General features: G+C 68.0%; 20 protein-coding genes. 8 read left to right on the forward strand and 12 right to left on the reverse strand.

The window, feature by feature from the left end:
* Window positions 1-15: 15 nt before the first annotated feature.
* The 5 genes from ACIA12_RS38180 to ACIA12_RS38200 form a co-directional block, all read right to left on the reverse strand.
* Window positions 16-363 (reverse strand): VOC family protein, encoded by a 348-nt coding sequence (locus ACIA12_RS38180; RefSeq protein ID WP_396372343.1) that lies wholly within the window; start codon window positions 361-363, stop codon window positions 16-18.
* An 86-nt stretch (window positions 364-449) separates the two neighbouring features.
* The gene (locus ACIA12_RS38185; RefSeq protein ID WP_396372344.1) at window positions 450-1,133 is read right to left on the reverse strand and encodes a PH domain-containing protein; all 684 of its coding nucleotides are present in this window, start codon (window positions 1,131-1,133) and stop codon (window positions 450-452) included.
* A 129-nt stretch (window positions 1,134-1,262) separates the two neighbouring features.
* Window positions 1,263-1,421, reverse strand: a complete 159-nt coding sequence (locus ACIA12_RS38190; RefSeq protein WP_343963871.1) for a hypothetical protein — start codon at window positions 1,419-1,421, stop codon at window positions 1,263-1,265.
* A 527-nt stretch (window positions 1,422-1,948) separates the two neighbouring features.
* Window positions 1,949-2,905 carry a methylmalonyl Co-A mutase-associated GTPase MeaB gene (meaB, locus tag ACIA12_RS38195; protein WP_396372345.1) on the reverse strand — a complete coding sequence of 319 codons (957 nt, stop codon included), beginning with the start codon at window positions 2,903-2,905 and terminating at the stop codon, window positions 1,949-1,951.
* 258 nt (window positions 2,906-3,163) lie between these two features.
* The gene (locus tag ACIA12_RS38200) at window positions 3,164-4,381 is read right to left on the reverse strand and encodes an acetyl-CoA C-acetyltransferase (protein WP_396372346.1); all 1,218 of its coding nucleotides are present in this window, start codon (window positions 4,379-4,381) and stop codon (window positions 3,164-3,166) included.
* A 93-nt stretch (window positions 4,382-4,474) separates the two neighbouring features.
* Between ACIA12_RS38200 and mce the strand changes: the two genes are divergently transcribed.
* The 5 genes from mce (at window position 4,475) to ACIA12_RS38225 (ending at window position 10,567) form a co-directional block, all read left to right on the forward strand.
* Window positions 4,475-4,909 carry a methylmalonyl-CoA epimerase gene (mce, locus tag ACIA12_RS38205; RefSeq protein ID WP_396372347.1) on the forward strand — a complete coding sequence of 145 codons (435 nt, stop codon included), beginning with the start codon at window positions 4,475-4,477 and terminating at the stop codon, window positions 4,907-4,909.
* An 85-nt stretch (window positions 4,910-4,994) separates the two neighbouring features.
* Window positions 4,995-5,927, forward strand: a complete 933-nt coding sequence (locus ACIA12_RS38210; protein WP_396372348.1) for an anti-sigma factor RsbA family regulatory protein — start codon at window positions 4,995-4,997, stop codon at window positions 5,925-5,927.
* A 158-nt stretch (window positions 5,928-6,085) separates the two neighbouring features.
* Window positions 6,086-7,423 (forward strand): crotonyl-CoA carboxylase/reductase, encoded by a 1,338-nt coding sequence (gene ccrA, locus ACIA12_RS38215; protein WP_396372349.1) that lies wholly within the window; start codon window positions 6,086-6,088, stop codon window positions 7,421-7,423.
* Window positions 7,424-7,532: 109 nt separating this feature from the next.
* On the forward strand, window positions 7,533-9,194 hold the full coding sequence (locus ACIA12_RS38220; RefSeq protein WP_396372350.1) for a transposase: 1,662 nt from the start codon (window positions 7,533-7,535) through the stop codon (window positions 9,192-9,194).
* A complete protein-coding gene (locus ACIA12_RS38225; protein ID WP_396372351.1) occupies window positions 9,191-10,567 on the forward strand; it encodes an AI-2E family transporter in 1,377 nt (458 codons plus the stop codon). The genes ACIA12_RS38220 and ACIA12_RS38225 overlap by 4 nt, the downstream gene beginning before the upstream one ends.
* A gap of 187 nt (window positions 10,568-10,754) precedes the next feature.
* Here ACIA12_RS38225 and ACIA12_RS38230 read toward each other — a convergent pair whose 3' ends face one another.
* The 3 genes from ACIA12_RS38230 to ACIA12_RS38240 form a co-directional block, all read right to left on the reverse strand.
* The gene (locus ACIA12_RS38230) at window positions 10,755-11,672 is read right to left on the reverse strand and encodes a GTP-binding protein LepA (protein WP_396372352.1); all 918 of its coding nucleotides are present in this window, start codon (window positions 11,670-11,672) and stop codon (window positions 10,755-10,757) included.
* 258 nt (window positions 11,673-11,930) lie between these two features.
* Complete coding sequence (locus ACIA12_RS38235) at window positions 11,931-12,401, reverse strand: NUDIX hydrolase (RefSeq protein ID WP_396372353.1); 471 nt, start codon at window positions 12,399-12,401, stop codon at window positions 11,931-11,933.
* Window positions 12,402-12,410: 9 nt separating this feature from the next.
* Window positions 12,411-13,538: an erythromycin esterase family protein gene (locus tag ACIA12_RS38240; protein ID WP_396372354.1), complete on the reverse strand. Its 1,128-nt coding sequence runs from the start codon at window positions 13,536-13,538 to the stop codon at window positions 12,411-12,413.
* Window positions 13,539-13,706: 168 nt separating this feature from the next.
* Here ACIA12_RS38240 and ACIA12_RS38245 point away from each other — a divergent pair, with 168 nt between their 5' ends.
* The gene (locus ACIA12_RS38245; RefSeq protein WP_396372355.1) at window positions 13,707-15,308 is read left to right on the forward strand and encodes a DHA2 family efflux MFS transporter permease subunit; all 1,602 of its coding nucleotides are present in this window, start codon (window positions 13,707-13,709) and stop codon (window positions 15,306-15,308) included.
* Between the two features lie 9 nt (window positions 15,309-15,317).
* Here the strand turns inward: ACIA12_RS38245 and ACIA12_RS38250 are convergent, their stop codons facing one another.
* Together ACIA12_RS38250 and ACIA12_RS38255 are read right to left on the reverse strand one after the other, a co-directional pair.
* The gene (locus ACIA12_RS38250) at window positions 15,318-16,082 is read right to left on the reverse strand and encodes an alpha/beta fold hydrolase (protein WP_396372356.1); all 765 of its coding nucleotides are present in this window, start codon (window positions 16,080-16,082) and stop codon (window positions 15,318-15,320) included.
* Between the two features lie 12 nt (window positions 16,083-16,094).
* The gene (locus tag ACIA12_RS38255; protein ID WP_396372357.1) at window positions 16,095-16,394 is read right to left on the reverse strand and encodes a hypothetical protein; all 300 of its coding nucleotides are present in this window, start codon (window positions 16,392-16,394) and stop codon (window positions 16,095-16,097) included.
* 99 nt (window positions 16,395-16,493) lie between these two features.
* On the opposite strand from ACIA12_RS38255, the gene ACIA12_RS38260 reads away from it, so the two are divergent.
* The gene (locus ACIA12_RS38260) at window positions 16,494-17,075 is read left to right on the forward strand and encodes a TetR/AcrR family transcriptional regulator (RefSeq protein WP_396372358.1); all 582 of its coding nucleotides are present in this window, start codon (window positions 16,494-16,496) and stop codon (window positions 17,073-17,075) included.
* A 31-nt stretch (window positions 17,076-17,106) separates the two neighbouring features.
* On the forward strand, window positions 17,107-18,135 hold the full coding sequence (locus ACIA12_RS38265; protein WP_396372359.1) for a zinc-dependent alcohol dehydrogenase family protein: 1,029 nt from the start codon (window positions 17,107-17,109) through the stop codon (window positions 18,133-18,135).
* Here ACIA12_RS38265 and ACIA12_RS38270 read toward each other — a convergent pair.
* A complete protein-coding gene (locus tag ACIA12_RS38270; RefSeq protein ID WP_396372360.1) occupies window positions 18,132-19,364 on the reverse strand; it encodes a M20/M25/M40 family metallo-hydrolase in 1,233 nt (410 codons plus the stop codon). The two genes, ACIA12_RS38265 and ACIA12_RS38270, sit on opposite strands and share 4 nt — an antisense overlap.
* A gap of 102 nt (window positions 19,365-19,466) precedes the next feature.
* Window positions 19,467-20,522: a fatty acid desaturase family protein gene (locus ACIA12_RS38275; RefSeq protein WP_396372361.1), complete on the reverse strand. Its 1,056-nt coding sequence runs from the start codon at window positions 20,520-20,522 to the stop codon at window positions 19,467-19,469.
* Window positions 20,523-20,579 lie beyond the last annotated feature (57 nt).

Consider the following 20,579-nt stretch of genomic DNA (forward strand, 5'->3'; position numbering starts at 1 on the left):
CAGGAAGTTTAGGGACTACTTGTCCTGGACGAGTCCGAGCACGTTGCCGTCCAGATCGGTGAACGAGGCGACCAGCCGGCCGCCGCCGACATCGCGCGGCGAGTCCTTCACGGTCGCGCCGGCGGCCGTCACCTCGGCCAGCTTCGCCTCGATGTCGTCCACGTGCCAGTAACCCAGCTGACCGTCGGGGCTCTGCGGACCCCGCGGCACCAAGCCGATCTGCTGGCCGGCGGTCTCGAAGCCCACGTAGTACGGCGACTCGACCTGCGGCCGGATCCCCAGCAGCGCGGCGTACAGCTCGGTGGCCTTCGCCAGGTCCGCCACCGGGTGCAGCACGGTCTTGATTCCCTGCGTCTCGCTCATCATCACTCCAGATCTAGTGGTTTGTTCCTTGCCCCACAAACCTAGATCCGCGCGATCGGCAAAGCTTCTCGATTCCTGACCAGCTGTCAGTCGTGGTCCGGATCGTCGGTCCAGTTGCCGCGTTCGGAGTTGAAGATCGACTTGCTGGAGGTGCCCGCGACCCGGGTGGAGGTGGTGTGGTGACTCGGCGCCGTGGTGGTCGTCGTGGTGACCTCGGCCGCGGAGTTCATCCCGATCGGACCGGTACCGTCGTCGTCGGAATCGTCGTCGTCGCCCTGGACGACATCGACGCTGGCGGAGGCTCGCAGGCCGGTGCGCTGGATGACCCGCTGGATCGTCAGGTCACGGTCGTCGGGCCGGCTGACGTACTTGATCTCGCGGAAACCCTGGTCCTGCGCGGCCGACTCGAAGACGAAGTGGCCGTAGCCGAACATCCGGCCGATGATCGGTTTCTGCAGCGTGATGTCGAGGATTCGCGCGATCGGGGTGGTCGCGACGGTCTGCGAGAAGACGCCGCGGATCCGCATCACCCGCATGTTGGTGACCACGAACCGATCTCGGTGCTGGGTGAGGAACTGCCAGAACGCGTGCCCCACCAAGACGAGCACGATCACCAGCAGCACCGGAGCGCCACTCGTCCAGACCAGCATCACCACCAGCAGCGCGGTCGCGAGCACGACCTCGAGCATCGGCACGGTGAACACCACCCAGTGGTGCCGCACCTCGTCGATGACGACCTCGCCCTCGTCCGAGATCAGATGGCGCCTCACCTTGGGATCGAAGATCCTGAAGAGGCCTATTCCGGCCATCCACTCACTCCCCTGTCCACGCCGCTGTCGGCCCCGTCACAGCTAAGTGTCCCGCACGAATGCTCGATACGGGACACCTGAGCTGAAGGATCAGTTGAACAGCGCGGACAGGAACGTGATCATGCTCCCGAACGCATCGCCGACGGCCGAGAACGCACCTCCTACAGCATCTGCGGCGTTCTCCGGCTGAGTGAACAGATAGAACGCCGCAAAGGCGATGACCAGCCAGATCAGCAGCTTCTTCGGCATGTCACCACTCCTCGTTCGCAACCAACATGGTCGACTGTGTTTGTATCACGGATAGTCACCAACTGTCACTGACTGAACACAGCCCACCGCACAATGCTCACCAGCTTCAAGATCCATTCTGTAACGGATCGAGGGCCATGGCAGCAACCGGCGCGCCGCCGTGGGACGAAGGTAGCCGATAGGCCCCGATCGACCGGTTACTTGCCCGTTTTCGGATGTGACAGAGAGTCGCCAAGTGTGTCACTGGCAACGAATTCAGCCCACAGCGAATCGACCACTTTCCGGACCACCCAGCTGGTCCCATCGCCCGACGCGGGGCCGCAGCCAGCCGGCCGACGGAAGCACTTGTGCGCGCCCGCGACGCGGGAGCCGATGGGCCCACCCCCACCACATCGCACCCGACCCAGCGGACCAGCCACCCAGGTGGTCGCACCGCGCGACGCAGGAGCGCAAACACCGGGTGGGCGGGAGCGCTCGAACGAGCATGCGACGCAGGAGCAGGCGTCGGAGAGCACGTGGGGAATCAGCTAGAGGGCGTCGAGCAGTTCGTCGGCGGCGGAGTACGGGTCCGTACTGCCGTCGGCGACCTTGGCGGCCAGTACGTCGAGGCGGGCGTCGCCGTGGAGGTGGGCGAAGCGGGAGCGGAGCGACGTCATCGCGATCGCCTCGATCTCGTCGCGGGCGCGGGTGCGGCGGCGCTCGGTGAGGACGCCGTTGGCGCGCATCCAGGTCAGCCGCTCCTCGATCGCGGTCACCACCTCGTCGACGCCTTCGTTGCGTGAGGCAACTGTTTTGAGGATCGGCGGGGTCCAGGCATCGGGAGCCCGCTCGGCCAGGGCGAGCATCGCCCGCAGGTCGCGGGTGACGTTCTGGACGCCGTCGCGGTCGGCCTTGTTGACCACATAGATGTCGCCGACCTCGAGGATGCCCGCCTTGGCCGCCTGGATGCCGTCCCCCATCCCCGGCGCCAGCAAGATGATCGTCGTGTCGGCCATACCGGCGATCTCGACCTCCGACTGGCCGACGCCGACCGTCTCCACCAGCACGACATCGAAGCCCGCGGCATCGAGCACGCGCAGCGCCTGCGGAGTCGTCCACGCAAGCCCGCCCAAATGCCCACGAGACGCCATCGAGCGGATGAAGACACCGGAGTCGGTCGCATGGTCCTGCATCCGCACCCGGTCGCCCAGCAGCGCACCACCCGAGAACGGCGAGGACGGATCAACGGCCAGTACGCCGACCCGCTTCCCAGTCGCCCGGTACGCCGATACCAGCGCCGAAGTCGATGTCGACTTACCGACCCCGGGCGACCCGGTGATACCGATGATGTGCGCCTGCCCAGCATGCGGGGCAAGCGCCGCCATCACCTCGCGCAGCAGCGGCGACTCGTCCTCCACCAACGAGATGAGCCGCGCCACCGCCCTGGAGTCCCCACCCCGAGCACGCTCGACCAGCTCACCAACCGGGGCAGTACGTCGGGGCATCGGCTTCTCTAACGACTCGGGGATGATCCTGGTCAGCACGCTACCGGCAGCCGGCCACTGAGCCGACCTTGAGCACCGGCCAGTCGCCGCCACGCCATCAAGACGACTGCCCGGTGCTCAAAGCCGAGCCTGCGAAAGCCAAGCTCACACTTTGAGCACGCGGTAGGCGCTCGGACCGCTGTCGGGCGACTGGTGGGTGCCCAAAGTACGAGTGACGGCGGCGTGGGTGGGGTGGGGGTGGGGTGGGGGTGGGGTGGGTCAGTTCGTTACGGGGACGCGGATGATGAGGGCGTCGCCTTGGCCGCCGCCGCCGCAAAGGGCTGCAGCGCCGGTACCGCCGCCGCGGCGCTGGAGCTCCAGCGCGAGGTGGAGGACGAGGCGGGCGCCGGACATGCCGATCGGGTGGCCGAGGGCGATCGCGCCGCCGTTCACGTTCACCTTGTCGAGGTCGACGTTCAGCTCGCGGGCGCTGGCGATGCCGACGGCCGCGAAAGCCTCGTTGATCTCGATCAGGTCGAGCGCGCCGGGCTCGATGCCTTCCTTCGAGCAGGCCTTGACGATCGCGTTGGCGGGCTGGCTCTGCAGCGACGAGTCCGGCCCGGCCACCGAGCCGTGCGCGCCGATCTCGGCGAGCCAGGTCAGACCGAGCTCCTCGGCCTTTGCCTTGCTCATCACGACGACCGCACAACCACCGTCGGAGATCTGCGACGCCGAACCAGCCGTGATCGTGCCGTCCTTGCCGAACGCCGGCCGCAACCGCGACAGCGTCTCGACAGAGGTGTCGCCCCGCACGCCTTCGTCGGTGTCGAAAACCAGCGGGTCGCCCTTGCGCTGCGGCACCTCGACCGGCACCACCTCGTCGACGAATACCCCGTTCTTCCAGCTCTCCGCCGCCAACTGATGCGACCGCGCGCTGAACTGGTCCTGCTCCTCACGCGTCAGCTTCAGCCCGGAGTCGTTGGCCTGGTCGGTCAGCGCACCCATCGCCTGATCGGTGAACGCGTCCCACAGTCCATCGAAGGCCATCGAGTCGACCATGGTCACGTCGCCGTACTTGAAGCCCTCACGCGACTTCGGCAGCAGGTGCGGCGCGTTGGTCATCGACTCCATCCCGCCGGCCACCACCACGTCGTACTCGCCCGCGCGGATCAGCTGGTCGGCCATCGCGATCGCGTTCAGGCCGGACAGGCAGACCTTGTTGATCGTGATCGCGGGCACCGTCATCGGGATGCCGCCCTTGACCGCGGCCTGACGGGCGGCGATCTGGCCGGCGCCGGCCTGCAGCACCTGGCCCATGATCACGTACTCGACCTGTTCCGGCGCGACCCCGGCCTTGGCCAGCGCGCCCTTGATCGCGAAGCCACCGAGCTCGGCGCCGGTGAAGCCCTTGAGGCCACCCAGCAGCCGTCCGATCGGGGTCCGCGCACCGGCGACTATGACAGTTGTGTTCTGCGGGCTGCGAGTGGTGTCAGACATGCATTCCACGATACCTGCGTGCGCACTGGTACGTGCTTGTCGATCGGGTCACACTCAGTTGGAAACAACCCGCCGACAAGCCAATCTGGGGCCATGGACAGCACCGGAACGCAGACCCTCTTCGAGGCGATCGACCACGTCGGGATCGCCGTGGCGGACTTCGACCAGGCGGTCCGGTTCTACGCCGAGACGTTCGGCATGACGGTCGCGCACGAGGAGGTCAACGAGGACCAGGGCGTCCGCGAGGCGATGCTCTCGGTCGGGGACAGCGGCTCCTCGATCCAGTTGCTCGCGCCGATCTCGCCGGACTCCCCGATCGCCCGCTTCCTATCCCAGCGCGGCCCCGGCATCCAGCAGCTCGCCTACCGGGTCCGCGACATCGACGCCGTCTCGGCCACCCTGCGCGAACGCGGCGCCACCCTCCTGTACGACGAAGCGCGCCGCGGTACTGCGGGATCGCGGGTCAACTTCCTGCACCCGCGCTCCACCGGCGGAGTACTGATCGAGCTGGTCGAGCCGGCCTCCTGACCGCCACCAGTGACGCCCGGCGACCTGCGGGTGACGAAGGACTCCTCACCCGGCCGGACGAGCGTTTCGGTACTAGTCTGTTGGTGTGCTGATCGACAGCGCCTCAGACCCTGACGCACCAAGCGGCAGTCCAGCCGGGTTCCAGCATGATGCCTTCGTCTACGCCGACGACGACGAGTTCGTGCGCCGCGCAGCTCCGTTCCTCCGCGACGGCCTGATCGCGGGCGACGCGGTGCTCGCCGCGCTCCCCGAGGCGCGAATCGCCTTGCTGCGCAAGGAACTCGGCGACCTCGCCGACGAGGTCACCTTCATCGACATCACCGTCGCCGGCCGCAACCCGGCACGGATCATCCCGCTCTGGGCCGACATCCTGCGCGAGCATGACGGCCGCCCGATCCGCGCGCTCGGCGAACCGGCGTACCCGGGGCGGAGCGCGGCGGAGTACGCGGAGGCCAAGCTCCACGAGGCCTTGCTCAACGTGGCCTTCCAGTACTCCGGTCCGTTCCGGCTGCGCTGCCCGTACTCCGTGACGCTGGGGCTCGATCCGGCTGGGAACCACCCGGCACCTGCCTGCGAGCCCGCTCGGGACTGGGACGACGTCGCGCTCAGGCTCTTCGGGGCGCCGCTGGCCGGAGTACCGGAGACGGCCGAGCGGCGGGAATTCGGGCTGGCCGAGCTCACCGGCGTACGGCGATGGGTGGCCGACCGGGCCCGTTCGTACGGGCTGCAGGCGGATCAGGTGGACGACCTGGCGCTCGCGTCGCACGAGATCTGCACGAACAGCGTGCGATTCGGGGGCGGCCGCGGGACGCTGTCGCTGTGGACGCAGGACGGCTCGCTGGTGCTCGACATCGCCGACGGCGGGCGGATCGACGACCTGCTGGTCGGGCGGGTCCTGCCCCGAAACGACGGCCGCGGCGGACGTGGCGTCTGGCTGGCCAATCAGCTCTGTGACCTGGTCCAGATCAGGTCCGGCGCGGCGGGCACGCAGGTCCGCCTGCACAGCCGTCTCGGTTGACATCGAAAGCACTCACCGTCGTAAGACCACCAAACGCAGTGGACTGGAAAAGTGACGGTCGTCTCAACGACTGCGAGATGCCTCACAGAACCCTTCTAACCGGGGCATACTCGTCGGTAGATTCCGCTCTCACGGCTCCACCGACATGGAGGTACGACGTGAAGGACATCCTCGACGCCATCCTGGCCGGCGACACCCCGGCGGAGGAGTTCGGGCGGCTCGAAGTACCGGAGCACTATCGCGGCATCACCGTGCACGCCGACGAGGCCGGGATGTTCGAGGGACTGCCGGCCAAGGAGAAGGATCCGCGCAAGAGCCTGCACCTGGACGACGTGCCGACGCCGGAGCTCGGGCCGGGCGAGGCGCTGATCGCGGTGATGGCGAGCGCGATCAACTACAACACGGTCTGGACGTCGATCTTCGAGCCGGTCTCCACCTTCAGCTTCCTCAAGCGGTACGGGAAGCTGTCGCCGCTGACCGCGCGGCACGATCTGCCGTACCACGTGGTCGGCTCGGACCTGGCCGGCGTCGTACTGCGGACCGGGCCGGGCGTGAACGCGTGGAAGCCGGGCGACGAGGTCGTCGCGCACTGCCTGTCGGTCGAGCTGGAGTCGCCGGACGGGCACAACGACACGATGCTCGACTCGGAGCAGCGGATCTGGGGGTTCGAGACCAACTTCGGCGGACTGGCGGAGCTGGCGCTGGTGAAGTCGAACCAGTTGATGCCGAAGGCTGCTCACCTGACCTGGGAAGAGGCCGCGTCGCCGGGGCTGGTGAACAGTACGGCGTACCGGCAGCTGGTGTCGTCGAACGGCGCGAACATGAAGCAGGGCGATGTCGTCCTGGTCTGGGGCGCGTCCGGCGGGCTGGGGTCGTATGCGACGCAGTTCGCGCTGAACGGCGGGGCGATCCCGGTCTGTGTCGTGTCCTCGCCGGAGAAAGCGGAGATCTGCCGGGCGATGGGCGCGGAGCTGATCATCGACCGGTCGGCCGAGGGGTACAGGTTCTGGGCCGACGAGCACACCCAGGACCAGAAGGAATGGAAGCGGCTGGGTGCGCGGATTCGCGAGCTGACCGGTGGGGACGATCCGGACATCGTCTTCGAGCATCCGGGGCGGGAGACCTTCGGCGCGTCGGTCTTCGTCGCGCGCAAGGGCGGCAAGATCGTCACCTGCGCCTCGACGTCGGGTTTCATGCACGAGTACGACAACCGGTACCTGTGGATGAACCTGAAGAGCATCATCGGCTCCCACTTCGCCAACTACCGCGAGGCCTGGGAGGCGAACCGGCTGATCGCCAAGGGGATGATCCACCCGACCCTGAGTCGCGCCTACTCACTCGAGGAGACCGGCCAGGCGGCGTACGACGTCCACCAGAACCTCCACCAGGGCAAAGTCGGCGTCCTCACCCTCGCCCCGTCCGAAGGCCTCGGCGTCAAAAACCCCGAACTCCGCGAACAACACCTCGCCAGCATCAACCGCTTCCGCAACCGCTGACCGACGGTTGTCCACAGCGCCAGTCCACCCGGTTGGCGCTGGGGGGCAACGTTCTGACAGGCTCTGCTGACAGGGGAATCATCCGAGCCGCCAGAAGGGACTCTTTGGGATGGCTGACGAGTCGAGCCTGCCGTTTTTCGATCGTACTGCGACTGCCGCGGGTGGCTTCCCCGTGGGGCGGCGCGGCTACGACAAACAGGCGGTGGACGACTATGTCCGCGCGCTGGAGATGCAGCTCGCCGACGCCCGCTCCCGGCTGGAGGAGTCGCAGGCGAACTCCGCTCCCCTGCAGCGCCAGCTCGACGAGGCCAAGCGGCAACTCGAGGCCAGCGCCAACCCGTCGTACGCCGGACTCGGTGACCGGGCCGCGCAGATCCTGCGGCTCGCCCAGGACCAGGCGTCCGAGGCGCTCGAAGAGGCCCGGCGCGAGGCCGATGAGCTGCGCGCCACCGCCGCCAAGGAGGCAGCCGCGACCCGGGCCACCGGTGAGCGCGAGGCCCAGGACATCCGCACGGTCGCGCTGAACGAGTCCGACAGCATGCGCCGGACGGCCGAAGGCGACGCCGCCGAGATCCGCCGGACCGCCGAGACCGAGGCCGCGGAGGTGCTCGCGGCTGCCCGGCGCAAGGCGGAGACGCTGCAACTGACCGCCGAGTCCGAGTCGAGCACGATGAAGAACGGCGCGCTGCACGAGGCGGAGAAGATCCGCACCGCGATCCAGCGCGAGTCGGCCGCCCTGCGCGCGCGGCTCGCCGACGAGCGCGAGCAGCAGGCCAAGGAGCTCGCCGACAAGCACTCCAAGATCGCCGCCGACACCGAGAACCTGACCACCCAGATGCGCGAGGCCGCCGAGGCGTCCGAGCGCCGGGTCGCCGAGGCGACCGAGCAGGCCCGCAAGATCCGCGCGGAGGCGGAGGAGTCCGCCGAGCGCACGCTGTCCCGCGCCCGTCGCGAGGCCGAGCAACTGCTCACCACGGCCCGCACCCGGTCCGAGGCCGAGCTGGCCAGCGCCGCGGACGAGGCTGAGCGGTCGCGCACGATCATCGCCCGCGAGACCGAGCGGCTCGCCAAGCGGCGGGACGGGATCCTGGCTCAGATCGCCGGGCTGAACGACATCGCCAGCAACATCGCGCGGCAGGCAGCGGAGTTGGACTCGGAGACGGCGACGCCGTACAGCAACCCGTTCGCGGCTCCGCCCGCCTCCCCTGCACCGCCTGCGCCCGCACCGCCTGTGCCCGCCGAGAGCCCGTTCTCGGCGCCCAGCAGTTCGTCGAGCTCGTTCGCCGCGCCGGCCGCCGGTACTGCGAGTGGCAGTCCCTTCGGCACGCCTGCGTACGACGAGACGCCCGCGACGTACGTCGGCGGTCCCGAAGAGCCGACGGCCACCTACTCCTCACCTGCCGCGGTCGAGCCCGAAGAGGCTGAGCTCGGGCGTGGCGGGAACCCGTTCGCGGGTGGCAGCCCGTTCGTTGGGTCCGACGCCGGTGGAGCGCGCGTCGACGAGACGCGGATCGACACCACCCTGCGGGTGGACGCGAGCAGCATCGACGAGCTCCGGTCCAGCGAGAAGCCGCCGCGCGACGAGACCCGGATCGACGAGTTCCGGCTGTCCGATCTGACATCCGATGCCAAGGCCGACGCAAAGGCCGATTCCAAGGGCGACGCCAAGGGTGATGCCAAGGACGCCGGCTCCGACTCGGACGACGCCGGCGCGGACCTCGACGAGGCGAAGGCGACCGGGGACGGCAAAGCCACGAAGGATGAGAAGTGACGCCTGCCGGCAACCAGGATGCCGACGGCAACACGGAGAATCAGACCCGGGTAACGGAGATCGAGCAGGCCACTCGCGAGGCGAAGGCCGCCGCGGCCGAGGCCGAAGCGGCGGCTGACGACGCGGAACAGTCGGCGGAGCACTCGGAGACGGCCGCGGAGCACTCGGAGGATGCCGCTGAGCACTCCGAGGCCGCTGCCAAAGAGTCAGTGGTCGCCGCCACGCATTCCGAACTGGCAGCCGCCGAGGCGAAGGCGGCCAGTGAGGACGAGCAGAGCCTGGTGGGTGAACTGCTGATCGACGAGCGGCACCCGTCCGAGGGCATGGGCAGGCCCGGCCCGCCGCTGCGCCGGTCGAACCCGTTCGTGTTCGGCTTCTTCGCGGTCCTCGGCGGTCTGGTCGCGTACGGGCTGTGGCATGCGCTCGGCCAGGCCAAGTCGGTGCTGATCCTGCTCGTCGTCTCGATGTTCATCGCGGTCGGCCTGAACCCGCTGGTCGAGTGGTTCATGCGCCGCGGACTCAAGCGCGGTCTCGCCGTCGGCGTCGTCTTCTTGCTGATGATCCTCGCGGTCACCGGTGTCGGCTTCGCGATCGTTCCGGTGGTGACCGACCAGATCGACGGGCTGATCAAGAACGCGCCCAGCTGGCTCGACCTGCTGACCAAGTCCAAGACGCTGAACAGTCTCAACGACAAGTACCACTTCATCCAGAAGGCCACCGACTACATCCAGGACCCGGCGCTGGCGCAGAAGGCGTTCGGCGGCGTGCTGGGCGTCGGCAAGGTGGTCGCGAACGCGTTGTTCTCCGCGTTCACGATCCTGATCCTGACCTTGTACTTCCTCGCGTCGCTGCCGACCGTGAAGCGCGCGGCGTACAGCCTCGTCCCGGCCAGCCGCCGGAGCCGGTTCTCGATCCTGGGCGACGAGGTGCTCGGCCGGGTCGGCGGCTACGTCAGCGGCCAGTTCCTGGTCGCGCTCTGCGCCGGCTGCTTCATGTTCATCTTCCTGGAGATCGTCGGCCTCGGTCAGTACGCCGTGGCGCTGGCGATCTGCGTGATGTTCACGGCGTTCATCCCGATGGTCGGCGGCCTGATTGGCGTCGTCCTGGTAGCCCTGATCGGCTTCACCGACAGCCTCTTCGTCGGCATCGCCTGCCTCGGGTACGGCATCATCTACCAGCAGATCGAGAACTACTTCATCGCACCCCGCATCATGCGCCGAGCAGTCAACATCCCCGGCGCCGTCACCGTCATCGCAGCCCTCTTCGGCGGCGCGCTCCTGGGCGTCGTCGGCGCCCTGATGGCAATCCCCACCGCAGCCGCCATCCTCCTCATAGTCCGGGAAGTCTGGGTCCGCAAAGCCGACGAGTCCTAACCCGAGCACACGCGCGCCGGCGTCGGGTACTCCCCCACGCCGGCGCCACGCTCGCTCCTCCGTCGCTCACACGGCGCTGAGCTCCCACCCACCCCAAACGCGGGCTCCTACGTCGCCCGCTAGCTCGACAGCAGACTGGTTGCCGGATGCAACGAACTGCAGCGGGGCGCGTGGGGAAAGACCTGGGTCAGGCGGCGGCGGGGCGGTGTTTGGTGGCTAGGTGGGCGGCTCTGTGGAGGGAGTCGAGGACGTAGGTGGGGACCTTGAGGCCGTTGCGGTGGGCCCAGAGCATTTCCAGTTCGAAGCGGCCTATCTGCTGGGCGTAGCGGGTCAGTTCGTCGTCGGTGGCGGAGACGGTGATGCCCAGGTGGTGCATGACGTCGCCGAACTGGGCCCACTGCTTCTTGGTGTAGGCGCCGACCGGTTCGAAGGTGTAGCGGCGCAGTGTGCGGACGATCCACTTCTGCCACTCGGCCATCTCGGACCACAGGCCCTGGGCGGCGATCTTGTAGTAGGCGAAGTGGCCGGGCTCCTGGCGGCGGATCGGGGCGACGACCGTCATCGCGACGGCCTTCTCGCCGAGGTCCAGCAGGCCTTGGTAGAGCTTGTTGTACGCGAGGATGGCCGACTGTTCGGTCGCGACGCCGGTCAGGTAGTACAGCATCCGGCTCACGTCCTGGACGGCGCTCCAGCGGCCGAGCGCGCCGAGAACCTTGTAGCTGAAGGCCAGCGAGGTGAGGTCGGGCTCGGATTGCGGCAGACCGGCCAACTGCTGCAATCGGTCCAGCAGGTAGCCGTGGTGGGTCTCCTGCGGCAGCCACACGTCGGCGTAGAAGTGCTTGTCCACCGGTGGCGGGTCGGGCAGCAGCAGGTTGAGCTCGAGCACGTTCCGCTCGACCTCCAGCTCCACTCTCGACATGTACGTGAGCACGGGACCGAATCGCTCGGCCAGCAACTCCGGCCGGCCCATCGTGTAGTCGGCGCTGTCCACCGGGATCGGCGGGTGCTCCTCGGCCAGCCGGTCGACGTGCTCGGCCAGCCGCGCCTCCACGGAGAACGGCTTCCGCGGGCGCCTGCGCCACGGCGGTGTACTCGCGGCACTCATGGCCGGGCCACCTTGCTCGTCCGCACCTGCCGCGTCTTGCTGTTTTCGCAACCCCTCATGACGATCTCACCCACCCCCAGGCCTCAGATCACCTTCAGCCGGTCTGACCTCTGGTAAGTAGCACCTTACTTTCCACGGGGTAACATCACCCACTGCCTTTCACCCTGTACTACGTGATCCCACGCACGTACACTCCCGCCCTCATCGACGGGACCACAGCGATTCGGAGCCGATCGCCGGCCAGATGGGTGCGACCGCTCAGTGCCGGACCAACCCACCCACGGCGATGGACGGAAGATGCCCGGTACCAGGCGCCGCCACCGCCAGGCCGACGCCGACGTCGATCACCACCGATCGGCTCAGGCCGGCAACGTCCGGCAGCGGCGTCCATACCGACTCGGCCGTCTCCCCGTTCGGCTCCGGCCGGAACTCGCCGCCGGTGATGCGGACCGCATAGAAGACGCCGACGTTCTGATGGAGCACCCCGTTGGTGCTCTCGGCGGCGGAGATCAGTCGCGAGTCGACACCGAGCAGGCGCTCGACAACGGATGAGCAGCCGGTCTCCTCCTCGACCTCGCGGGTCACCGCGTCGTACGGATCCTCGGCATGCTCGACCCGGCCGCCCGGCAGCGTCCACCACGTCCCCTCCCCCGCCGGCGATACGTAGCGGGCGAGGAGTACCCGCCCATCGTCGATACACACCGCGTACGCCGCCAGCCGGAAACTCATGGCGGCACCTTACTCAAGGGCGCTTGAGCCCGCCTGGATATGCAGGACTGCGTCGACCTGGTCGAGCAACCCCTGGTCGAGCGGGAAGTAACCCCGCCGAGGGTCGATGTCAGTACGCGTCAAGGCAGGCTGAATTGCACTGGCGGGGATCAGGCCCCAGGTGGTGACCCCGCGCTGCAGGGCGCCCTCGTAGGTATCGGGGGCCGGCTCTGCCAGTCCAAGAGTCTCGCTGCTCCCCAGGCTGCCGGCGATGACGGCGTACCGCTCGCCCAGCAACTCGGCCACGATCGAGCCGGCGGAGTACCACTCGCGATTCGGCTCCGTCATGCGCTGCACGTGGGCATTGTGGGCGAAGACCAGCGTCGGGCCGCGCTCAGCCTCGATGCCGCGGATGTCCAGGAGGTTCTGGGCCATGAGCGAGTCGCGGGCAGCCATCAACCGGCCGATCCGTACCTCCTGCGGGCCCGGTACAGTGGCCTGCTTGTGATACCTCAGCAGGCCGAGACCTGTAGTGAGATGGGTACGGGCGCGATACCAGTCAGCTCGCGAGGTCGCCGCGATGCGTTCTGGCGCGCGGGCGTAGAGCGTGGTGAGCAGATCGTCAGCGATGACGCGCAACTGCAAGGCCGAAGGGGTGTCCCCGAGCGACTGGGCAGGATCGAGGATCGCTTCGTCGCGGCTCCATTGCTCGTCGTCACCGAGCAGACGATCCAGCTCGAGTTCGAGACCCAAGTAGTCGCGGGCATGTTCGAGATAGATCCGCGGGCTGGCAGCGCTGGTGTTCTCGGTAGAGGCATCGAAGCCATGGAAAGACACGCGCTCGTCGGCCGGGCGACCTGCGTTGTACTCCCGCATCCAGCCGACCAGCCGCCGATTGGCCACCAGCTCCCCGAACCGATGTGAGAAGCCCTGACTCATCACGGTGTCGAGGTCCCCCGCGCCACCCTGGACGTAGTCGTCCACCAGCAGCGCGGAGACCCGATCGGTCTCCAGCGCGACGGATCGGAAGCCCTGATCCACCAGCGCCGCGAAAAGGTCGTTGCGGAGCAGCCCGAAGGCCGGCTCCTGATGCGTCGGCTCCCCGAGTCCCAGCAGTTCGCAGTACGGCGGTACGAAGTCTCTGATGTCCTGGCTCATGAGCCTTAATTTTATCGTTGAACTAACGAATGAAGACTTTGAGCGAAAGCACCGCGCAGGTCGGCTGAAGAGTTTCAAATCCGAGGTTCAGTCAGGAAATATGCTCGTGCCTGGCCCGGACCGGCGCGTAATGTCGGCTCCGACGTGATTCCTGCCGAGGGGGGAAACGTGAGTCAATCCGCTGTTCAGCCCGAGTACCCGGACAACATCGACGCCGCCGTCTTGAAGATCGCCGGCGTCGTGGTGCTCGGGGCCATCATGTCGATTCTCGACATCACCGTGGTCAACGTCGCGCTGCCGACGTTCCAGGACGAGTTCGGCTCGCCCGACAGTCCGGTCTCCTACTCCACCGTCGCGTGGACCGTCACGGCGTACACGCTCGCGCTCGCGACCGTGATCCCGCTGACCGGCTGGGCGGCCGACCGGTTCGGCACCAAGCGGCTCTACATGGCCGCGATCTTCCTCTTCACCGCCGGATCGGCGCTCTGCGCGACCGCGACGAGCATCGACATGCTGATCGGCTTCCGGGTCCTGCAGGGGCTGGGCGGCGGCATGCTGATGCCGCTCGGGATGACGATCATGACCAGGGCCGCGGGGCCGCACCGGATGGGCCGGCTGATGGCCATCCTCGGTGTGCCGATGCTGCTCGGCCCGATCCTGGGACCGATCATCGGCGGCTGGCTGATCCAGGTGGCCAGCTGGCACTGGATCTTCCTGATCAACGTGCCGCTCGGCGTGATCGCGCTGATCTACGCCTGGCGCGCGCTGGCTCCGGACGTGGCGCACAAGTCCGAGTCCCTGGACATCCTCGGAGTGGTGCTGATGTCCCCCGGGCTCGCGCTGTTCCTGTTCGGTATCTCGTCGCTGCCCGCCGAGGGCGGTGACTTCGGCGCCCCGCGGGTCTGGGTGTCGATGCTGATCGGCGTCGCGCTGATGCTCGCCTTCGTCTGGCACTCGTTCCGGCCGGAGCATCCACTACTCGACCTGAGGCTGTTCCGCGACCGCAACCTGACCATCTCGATCATCACGATGTTCCTGTTCGCCGCCGCGTTCTTCGGTGGGCTGCTGCTCGTACCGACGTACTTCCAGCAGATCCGCGGCGAGTCCACGCTGCAGGCGGGCCTGCTGGTCGCGCCGCAGGGGCTCGGGGCGATGGTGACGATGCCGATCGCCGGCCGGCTGGTCGACAAGATCCCGGTCGGCCGGATCGTGCCGGTCGGGCTGGCGCTGATCGTCGTGGGCATGTTCGGCCTGACCCAGATCACCGCCACGACGTCGTACGGGCTGATCATCGCGATGCTGATCGTGATGGGCTTCGGGATGGGCGGCACGATGATGCCGCTGTTCACCACCGCACTGCGGACCCTGTCCGGGGCCCAGGTCGCGCGTGGCTCGACCTTGCTCAACATCAGCCAGCAGATCGCCTCGTCCGTGGGCGTGGCGACGATGTCGGTCGTGCTCACCAATCAGCTCAACAACTCGCCGATCATTCCCGGTACGCAGGGCGCACCCGGCCTGGGCGACGGACTGCGTGAGACCCAGGCGGCGATCCTGTCCAACACCCGCCCGGAGATTCTCGGCGCACTCCACGTCGACCCCGCCGCGATCGCCCGCGGTCTGGTCGACGCCGCGTCAGCCTTCGCGCACAGCTACTGGGTCGCCTGGGTGCTGGTCACCATCACCCTGATCCCGGCCCTGATGCTCCCGCGCAAACGCCAGGCGCCAGACCTGGTCGAGGAGGGCGCGGCACCACCGCCGATGATCCACTGACGGTCAGGGTCAGGCGAGGAACGGCGTCACCGCAGCGAGGAAATCGTCGAGGCGTTCGGCATGCACCCAGTGCCCCGCCTCGGCGATCTCGGCGTACTGAACGTGCGGGAAGTACCGCGTGACGATGTCGCGGTGGTCCGGCTGGACGTAGTCGGACTTGCCGCCGTAGACGAACAACGTCGGGCCGTCGTACGAGCCCTCTTCGTCGTCTGGCCAGCCGGAGATGGCGGGGAGTGCGGCCTCGATGACGGGCAGGTTCGGTTTCCAGCGGGCGCCCTGGTCGTCGAGGATCAGGTTCTGCAGCAGGAACGCCCGGGTGCCGGCCGAGTCGACGGCGTCGACGAGCTGGGCATCGACGTCAGCGCGGCGCTGGACGTGGGACAAGTCGGCATTGCGCATCGCCCGGGCGTACTCGACGAAGGCCGGCGGGTACGTCACCGGAGCCGCATCGACCACGACGAGGCGCTCGACCACCTCGGGATGCCGGAGTGCGGTCAGCATCGCGGTCTTGCCGCCCATCGAGTGACCGACCAGTCCGACCGGGCCGACGCCGAGGTCGGTGATCGTCTCGAACACGTCCTGCGCCATCTCGGGATAGCTCATCGTGCCGGTATGCGGCGAGCTGCCGTGGTTGCGCAGATCGAAGGCATAGACCCGATGCGCCGAGGCCAGCCGCCGTCCGGCCGTCATCCAGTTCCGCCCGGACCCGAACAGCCCGTGCATGACGACCACGGGCGACCCGCTCTCGCCGTACGCCGTAACCGGAAGCTTCATCAACAGCCTTTCTCACCGATGGCGTTGCCAGCAGGCCTTGTGCCAGTGGCGGCGCTCGTCCAGGGACTGGCCGCCGCCGATCGCGGACAGCAGGCTGGGGGTCTCCGGCCAGACGACCACGTGTGGCGTCGCCGGCAGGATCATCTGGTCGCAGCCGGGGCAGCGATAGGACTTGCCCGCTGCCGAGCCGCTCACGTGCCGGACCATCCAGTCGCCGTCGGAGCGCGATTCCCGCGTCTGGTGCCCACCCATCAGCGGCCGGTCACTGACCGGTCGCGTGTGCTTCGAGGGCTTCTTTTTGCGGGACACCATGACAACGCCAAGCCTATCGGCCGACGCCAGCCGTCAGCACAGTGGCTCGAGGCGGTCAACGGATTTGAAATCGGACAGACCTGTCTGTATGTTTCAAGTATGAGCACTACGGCGACAGAGAAGCGGCCACCGGCCCGGGAGCGGATCCTGACGACGGCCGACGGGCTATTCCGGGTCCATGGCCTGCGGGGCGTGGGGATCGATCGGATCATCGCCGAGTCGGGCGTCGCGAAGTCGACGCTCTATGCGCACTTCCCGTCGAAGGACGAGTTGGTCGAGGCCTATCTGGTGAAGGCCGACGAGCGCTGGCGCGGCTACCTGCGGCAGGCGGCGATCGCGGCCGGCACCGATCCCAAGGAGCAGCTGGTCGGTCTGTTCGACGCTGTGGACGACGCCTACCGACGGCATCAGCTGTACGGCTGCCCGTTCATCAACGCCGCCGCGGAGAGCGAGCCGGGCAGCCGCGCGCATGCCGCGACGCTGCAGCACAAGAAGGCGGTGCGGGAATGGGTCCGCTTCCTGGCCGAGGCTGCCGGGGCTGACGATCCGGTCGCGCTCGCCACCAGGATCACCCTGCTGATCGACGGCGCCCTGGCCGCCGAGCGGCTTGAGCAAGACCCGGCACTGCCGACCGCGGCGAAGGCAGCCGCCCGCGTCCTCGTCGACGCCGCCTGCAAATAATCAGACAGACCTGTCCGTTTGGAGTACAGCTATGCGCGCACTGGTGCTGGAGCAGTTCGGCACTCCCCTGATACTACGAGATGTCGCCAAGCCCACACCGGGCCCGGGCGAGGTGCTGGTCCGGATCATCGCCAGCGGAGTGAACCCGCTCGACACCAAGATCCGGACCGGCAAAGCAGCCCACGCCCAAACCCACCTCCCAGCCATCCTCGGCCTGGACGCCGCGGGAGTAGTCGAAGCCATCGGCCCAGAACTGGCCACCCCGCGCGGCGTGGCCGGCCCGGATGGGGTGGGCGGCGCTTGGGGTGGATTTGCTGTTGGGGATGAGGTGTTTGGGTTGGTTGGTGGGGTGGGTGAGCGGCAGGGGACGCTAGCTGAGTTTGTTGCGGTGGATGCGCGGCTGCTGGCGCGGAAGCCGGCCGGGCTCAGTTTTCGGGAGGCGGCTGCGTTGCCGCTTGTCTTCATCACGGCGTGGGAGGCGCTCGTGGATCAGGCGAAGATTCGCGAGGGGCAGAGAGTGCTGATCCACGGTGGCGCGGGTGGCGTCGGGCAGGTGGCGATTCAGTTGGCCAAGGCTGTTGGGGCCGAGGTGTTCGCGACCGGCTCGCCTGCCAGTTTGCGGGTCATCGAAGAGCTCGGCGCGACCGCGATCGACTACACGACGAGCAGCATCGAGGAGTACGTGGGCAAGTACACCGCTGGCGCTGGGTTCGACATCGTCTTCGACACCGTTGGCGGTGAAGTGCTCGACAACAGCTTCAAGGCCGCCAAGCGGTACGACGGGCACGTGGTGAGCGCGCTCGGGTGGGGCACCCATTCGCTCGCACCGCTTTCATTCCGGTCCGGCACCTATTCAGGCGTCTTCACCCTCCACCCGCTGCTCACCGGCGAAGACCGCGCGCACCACGGAGAGATCCTCCGCGAAGCCGCCGTCCTGGCAGAGCGCGGGCTCCTGCGCCCGCGCTTGCACGACGGCGACTTCACGCTGGACACGATCGCCGAAGCCCACACCCTCGTCGAGCAGGGTCAAGCAACCGGCAAAGTAGTAGTCGACCTCTAGGGCCGGCGGGCCAAGGCGTAGGCGGCCGTGCCGATGAGTTCCATCGACACCTGGAGGCGTTCCAGGGAGACGTTCTTGGCGATGGTGTCCTCGGGCGAGTGGTAGGGCGGTTCGAGGGATGCCGGGGTCAGTTCGCCCCGCCAGGAGAAGTTGGCGGCGGCGATTCCCACCTCCTGGAACGACTGGTGGTCGCTGGAGCCTCGGAGTACCGGGCCTACCAGTTGCGGGTCGTAGCCGAGGCGCTGGCCTGACGCTCGTACCGCGGTCGTCGCCGCGTTCGCGAGGCCGTCGAAGGAGAGCAGCCAGTAGACGATCGCGGGGTCCCAACTGGTCGCCACCATGTCGTTCTGGAAGACGGCCCGGTACCGATCCCGCTGATCCTGCGTCAACTGCTTCACGTGATGGCGCGATCCGAGGATGCCCTGCTCCTCCGAACCCCAGAACGCGAACCGCAGCGTCGCCTCGGTCGGGTACTTGCTCAGCACCCGCGCGATCTCCAGCGTCAGCGCGGTCCCCGACCCGTCGTCGTTGGCCCCGGGCGCGCCGATCACCGAGTCGTAGTGCCCGCTCACCATCACGATCGGCGAGCCGGCGCCGTTGCCGGCCCGCTCGCCGATCACGTTGTTCGAGATCAGCCCGCGATGCGCCGCGGTACTGATTGTCAATGGCAACGAAGCGACCACGGCCAACGCCTCGCGCAGCAACCGCTTCTGCACCTGGGCAACTCCGACGACCGGCAACGAAGCACCAGTCAGCCCGGCAGGCGAGAAGGCCGACGCACGGCGGGGAAACACCTGGTCGGCCGGTAGCAGTACGACGGCGACCGCCCCGCGAGTGGCCGCCTCCGCGACGAATCCCGCTCGCGCCGCTGCGTTGTCATCGGCAAGCACCACTGCGCCGGCGACATCGGCCGGCCAGACAGGCGCAGTCGCCGGCCCCACATCGCGGGCCGGACCCGTCACGGTGACATCCAGCTTGCCGCCGGGAGCCGCGCCGGCTTGCCAGCACAGGTCGTCGGGCAGAAGGTTGCGCGGATCACCGATCTGGGCGAGGAACTTGTCCGCGACCGGGAACGGTTCGTATCGCGTCTCGTAGCCGTAGCTGCGCAACTGCCCGGCCAGGTAGTCGGCGGCGCGCTTCTCGCCGGCGGTACCGCCGATCCGCGGGCCGATCTCCTCGGACAGCACCTCGAGATGCCGCAGCGCCCGCTCCGAGGAGAGCCGGTTCACGATGTGCCGGTCGTCGCGATCGAGAGTCGGCGGCCGTACCGCCCCTGGTCGCTGGTCGTCGACACCCCAAGCGGGGACGGCTGTGGCGGCCGCGGCAACCGCTCAGACTGCTTTGTTCTGGTCCCGCAGTTCGCTGCCGACCTCGTGCATGTGGCCGAGGCCCATCCGGTACGACTCGACGACGCCCGTGTTCAGGTACGGCATGCCGACTTTCGCGCAGTACGCCTCGACCAGCGGCTGGGCGAAGCGGAGGTTGGCGCGCGGCATGCTCGGGAACAGGTGGTGCTCGATCTGGTAGTTGAGGCCGCCCATCAGCCAGTCGGTGACGAGGCCACCCTTCACGTTGCGCGACGTCAGCACCTGCTTCTCCAGGTGGCCCCAGTTGGTGTCGGCGTCGGGCATCTCCATGCCCTTGTGGTTCGGGGCGAAGACGCTGCCCAGGTGCAGGCCGAAGAGCGCGTGGTGCAAGGCAGCGAAGGCGACGGCCTTGCCGGGCGACATGATGAGGAAGAGCGCACCGAAGTACAGGGTGAGATGAGCGGCCATCAGGCCGAGCTCGATGCGCGCCTCACGACGATCGCGGCGGCTCCAGAGGAACAGCACGCTGGAGACCTTGAGGTTGAGGCCTTCGAGGGTGAGCAGCGGGAAGAAGATCTTGGCCTGGTGCCGGGTCAGCCAGCCGTACAGGCCGGTACGGCCCTCGGCCTGCTCCAGCGTCCAGACCAGCACGCCCTCGCCGACGTCGGGGTCCTTGTCGGTGTGGTTCGGGTTGGCGTGGTGCCGGTTGTGCTTGTCGTTCCACCAGCCGTACGACATCCCGCAGACGAAGTTGCCGTGCAGCATGCCGAGGACGTCGTGCAGCTTGCGCGAGCTGCCGACCTGCTGGTGGCCGGCGTCGTGGCCGAAGAAGGCCGCGCGGGTGGTGAAGATCGCCAGCGGGATCGCGAGCAGCAACTGCAGCCAGGAGTTGCCGAGCAGGATGACTCCGGCCCACGTCGCCGCCATCAGCGCCACGTTCAAGGTGATCGCGATCACGTAGGAGGCGGTCCGGCGGTCGAGCAGCCCGGCTTCCTTCACCTCGCGAAGCAACGGCGCGAAGTCGCTGCCCTTGGTGGCTGTTCGTTCGCGGGTAGGGGCAAGCGCAATGGGCTGAGCCATTGAGTCCTCATCTCAGAGCGGTGGGGAGGCCTAGGCGTTCAGCCGCGGGCCAGCGTA

The sequence above is a fragment of the Kribbella sp. NPDC051620 genome (assembly GCF_044453825.1).
Taxonomy (GTDB): domain Bacteria; phylum Actinomycetota; class Actinomycetes; order Propionibacteriales; family Kribbellaceae; genus Kribbella.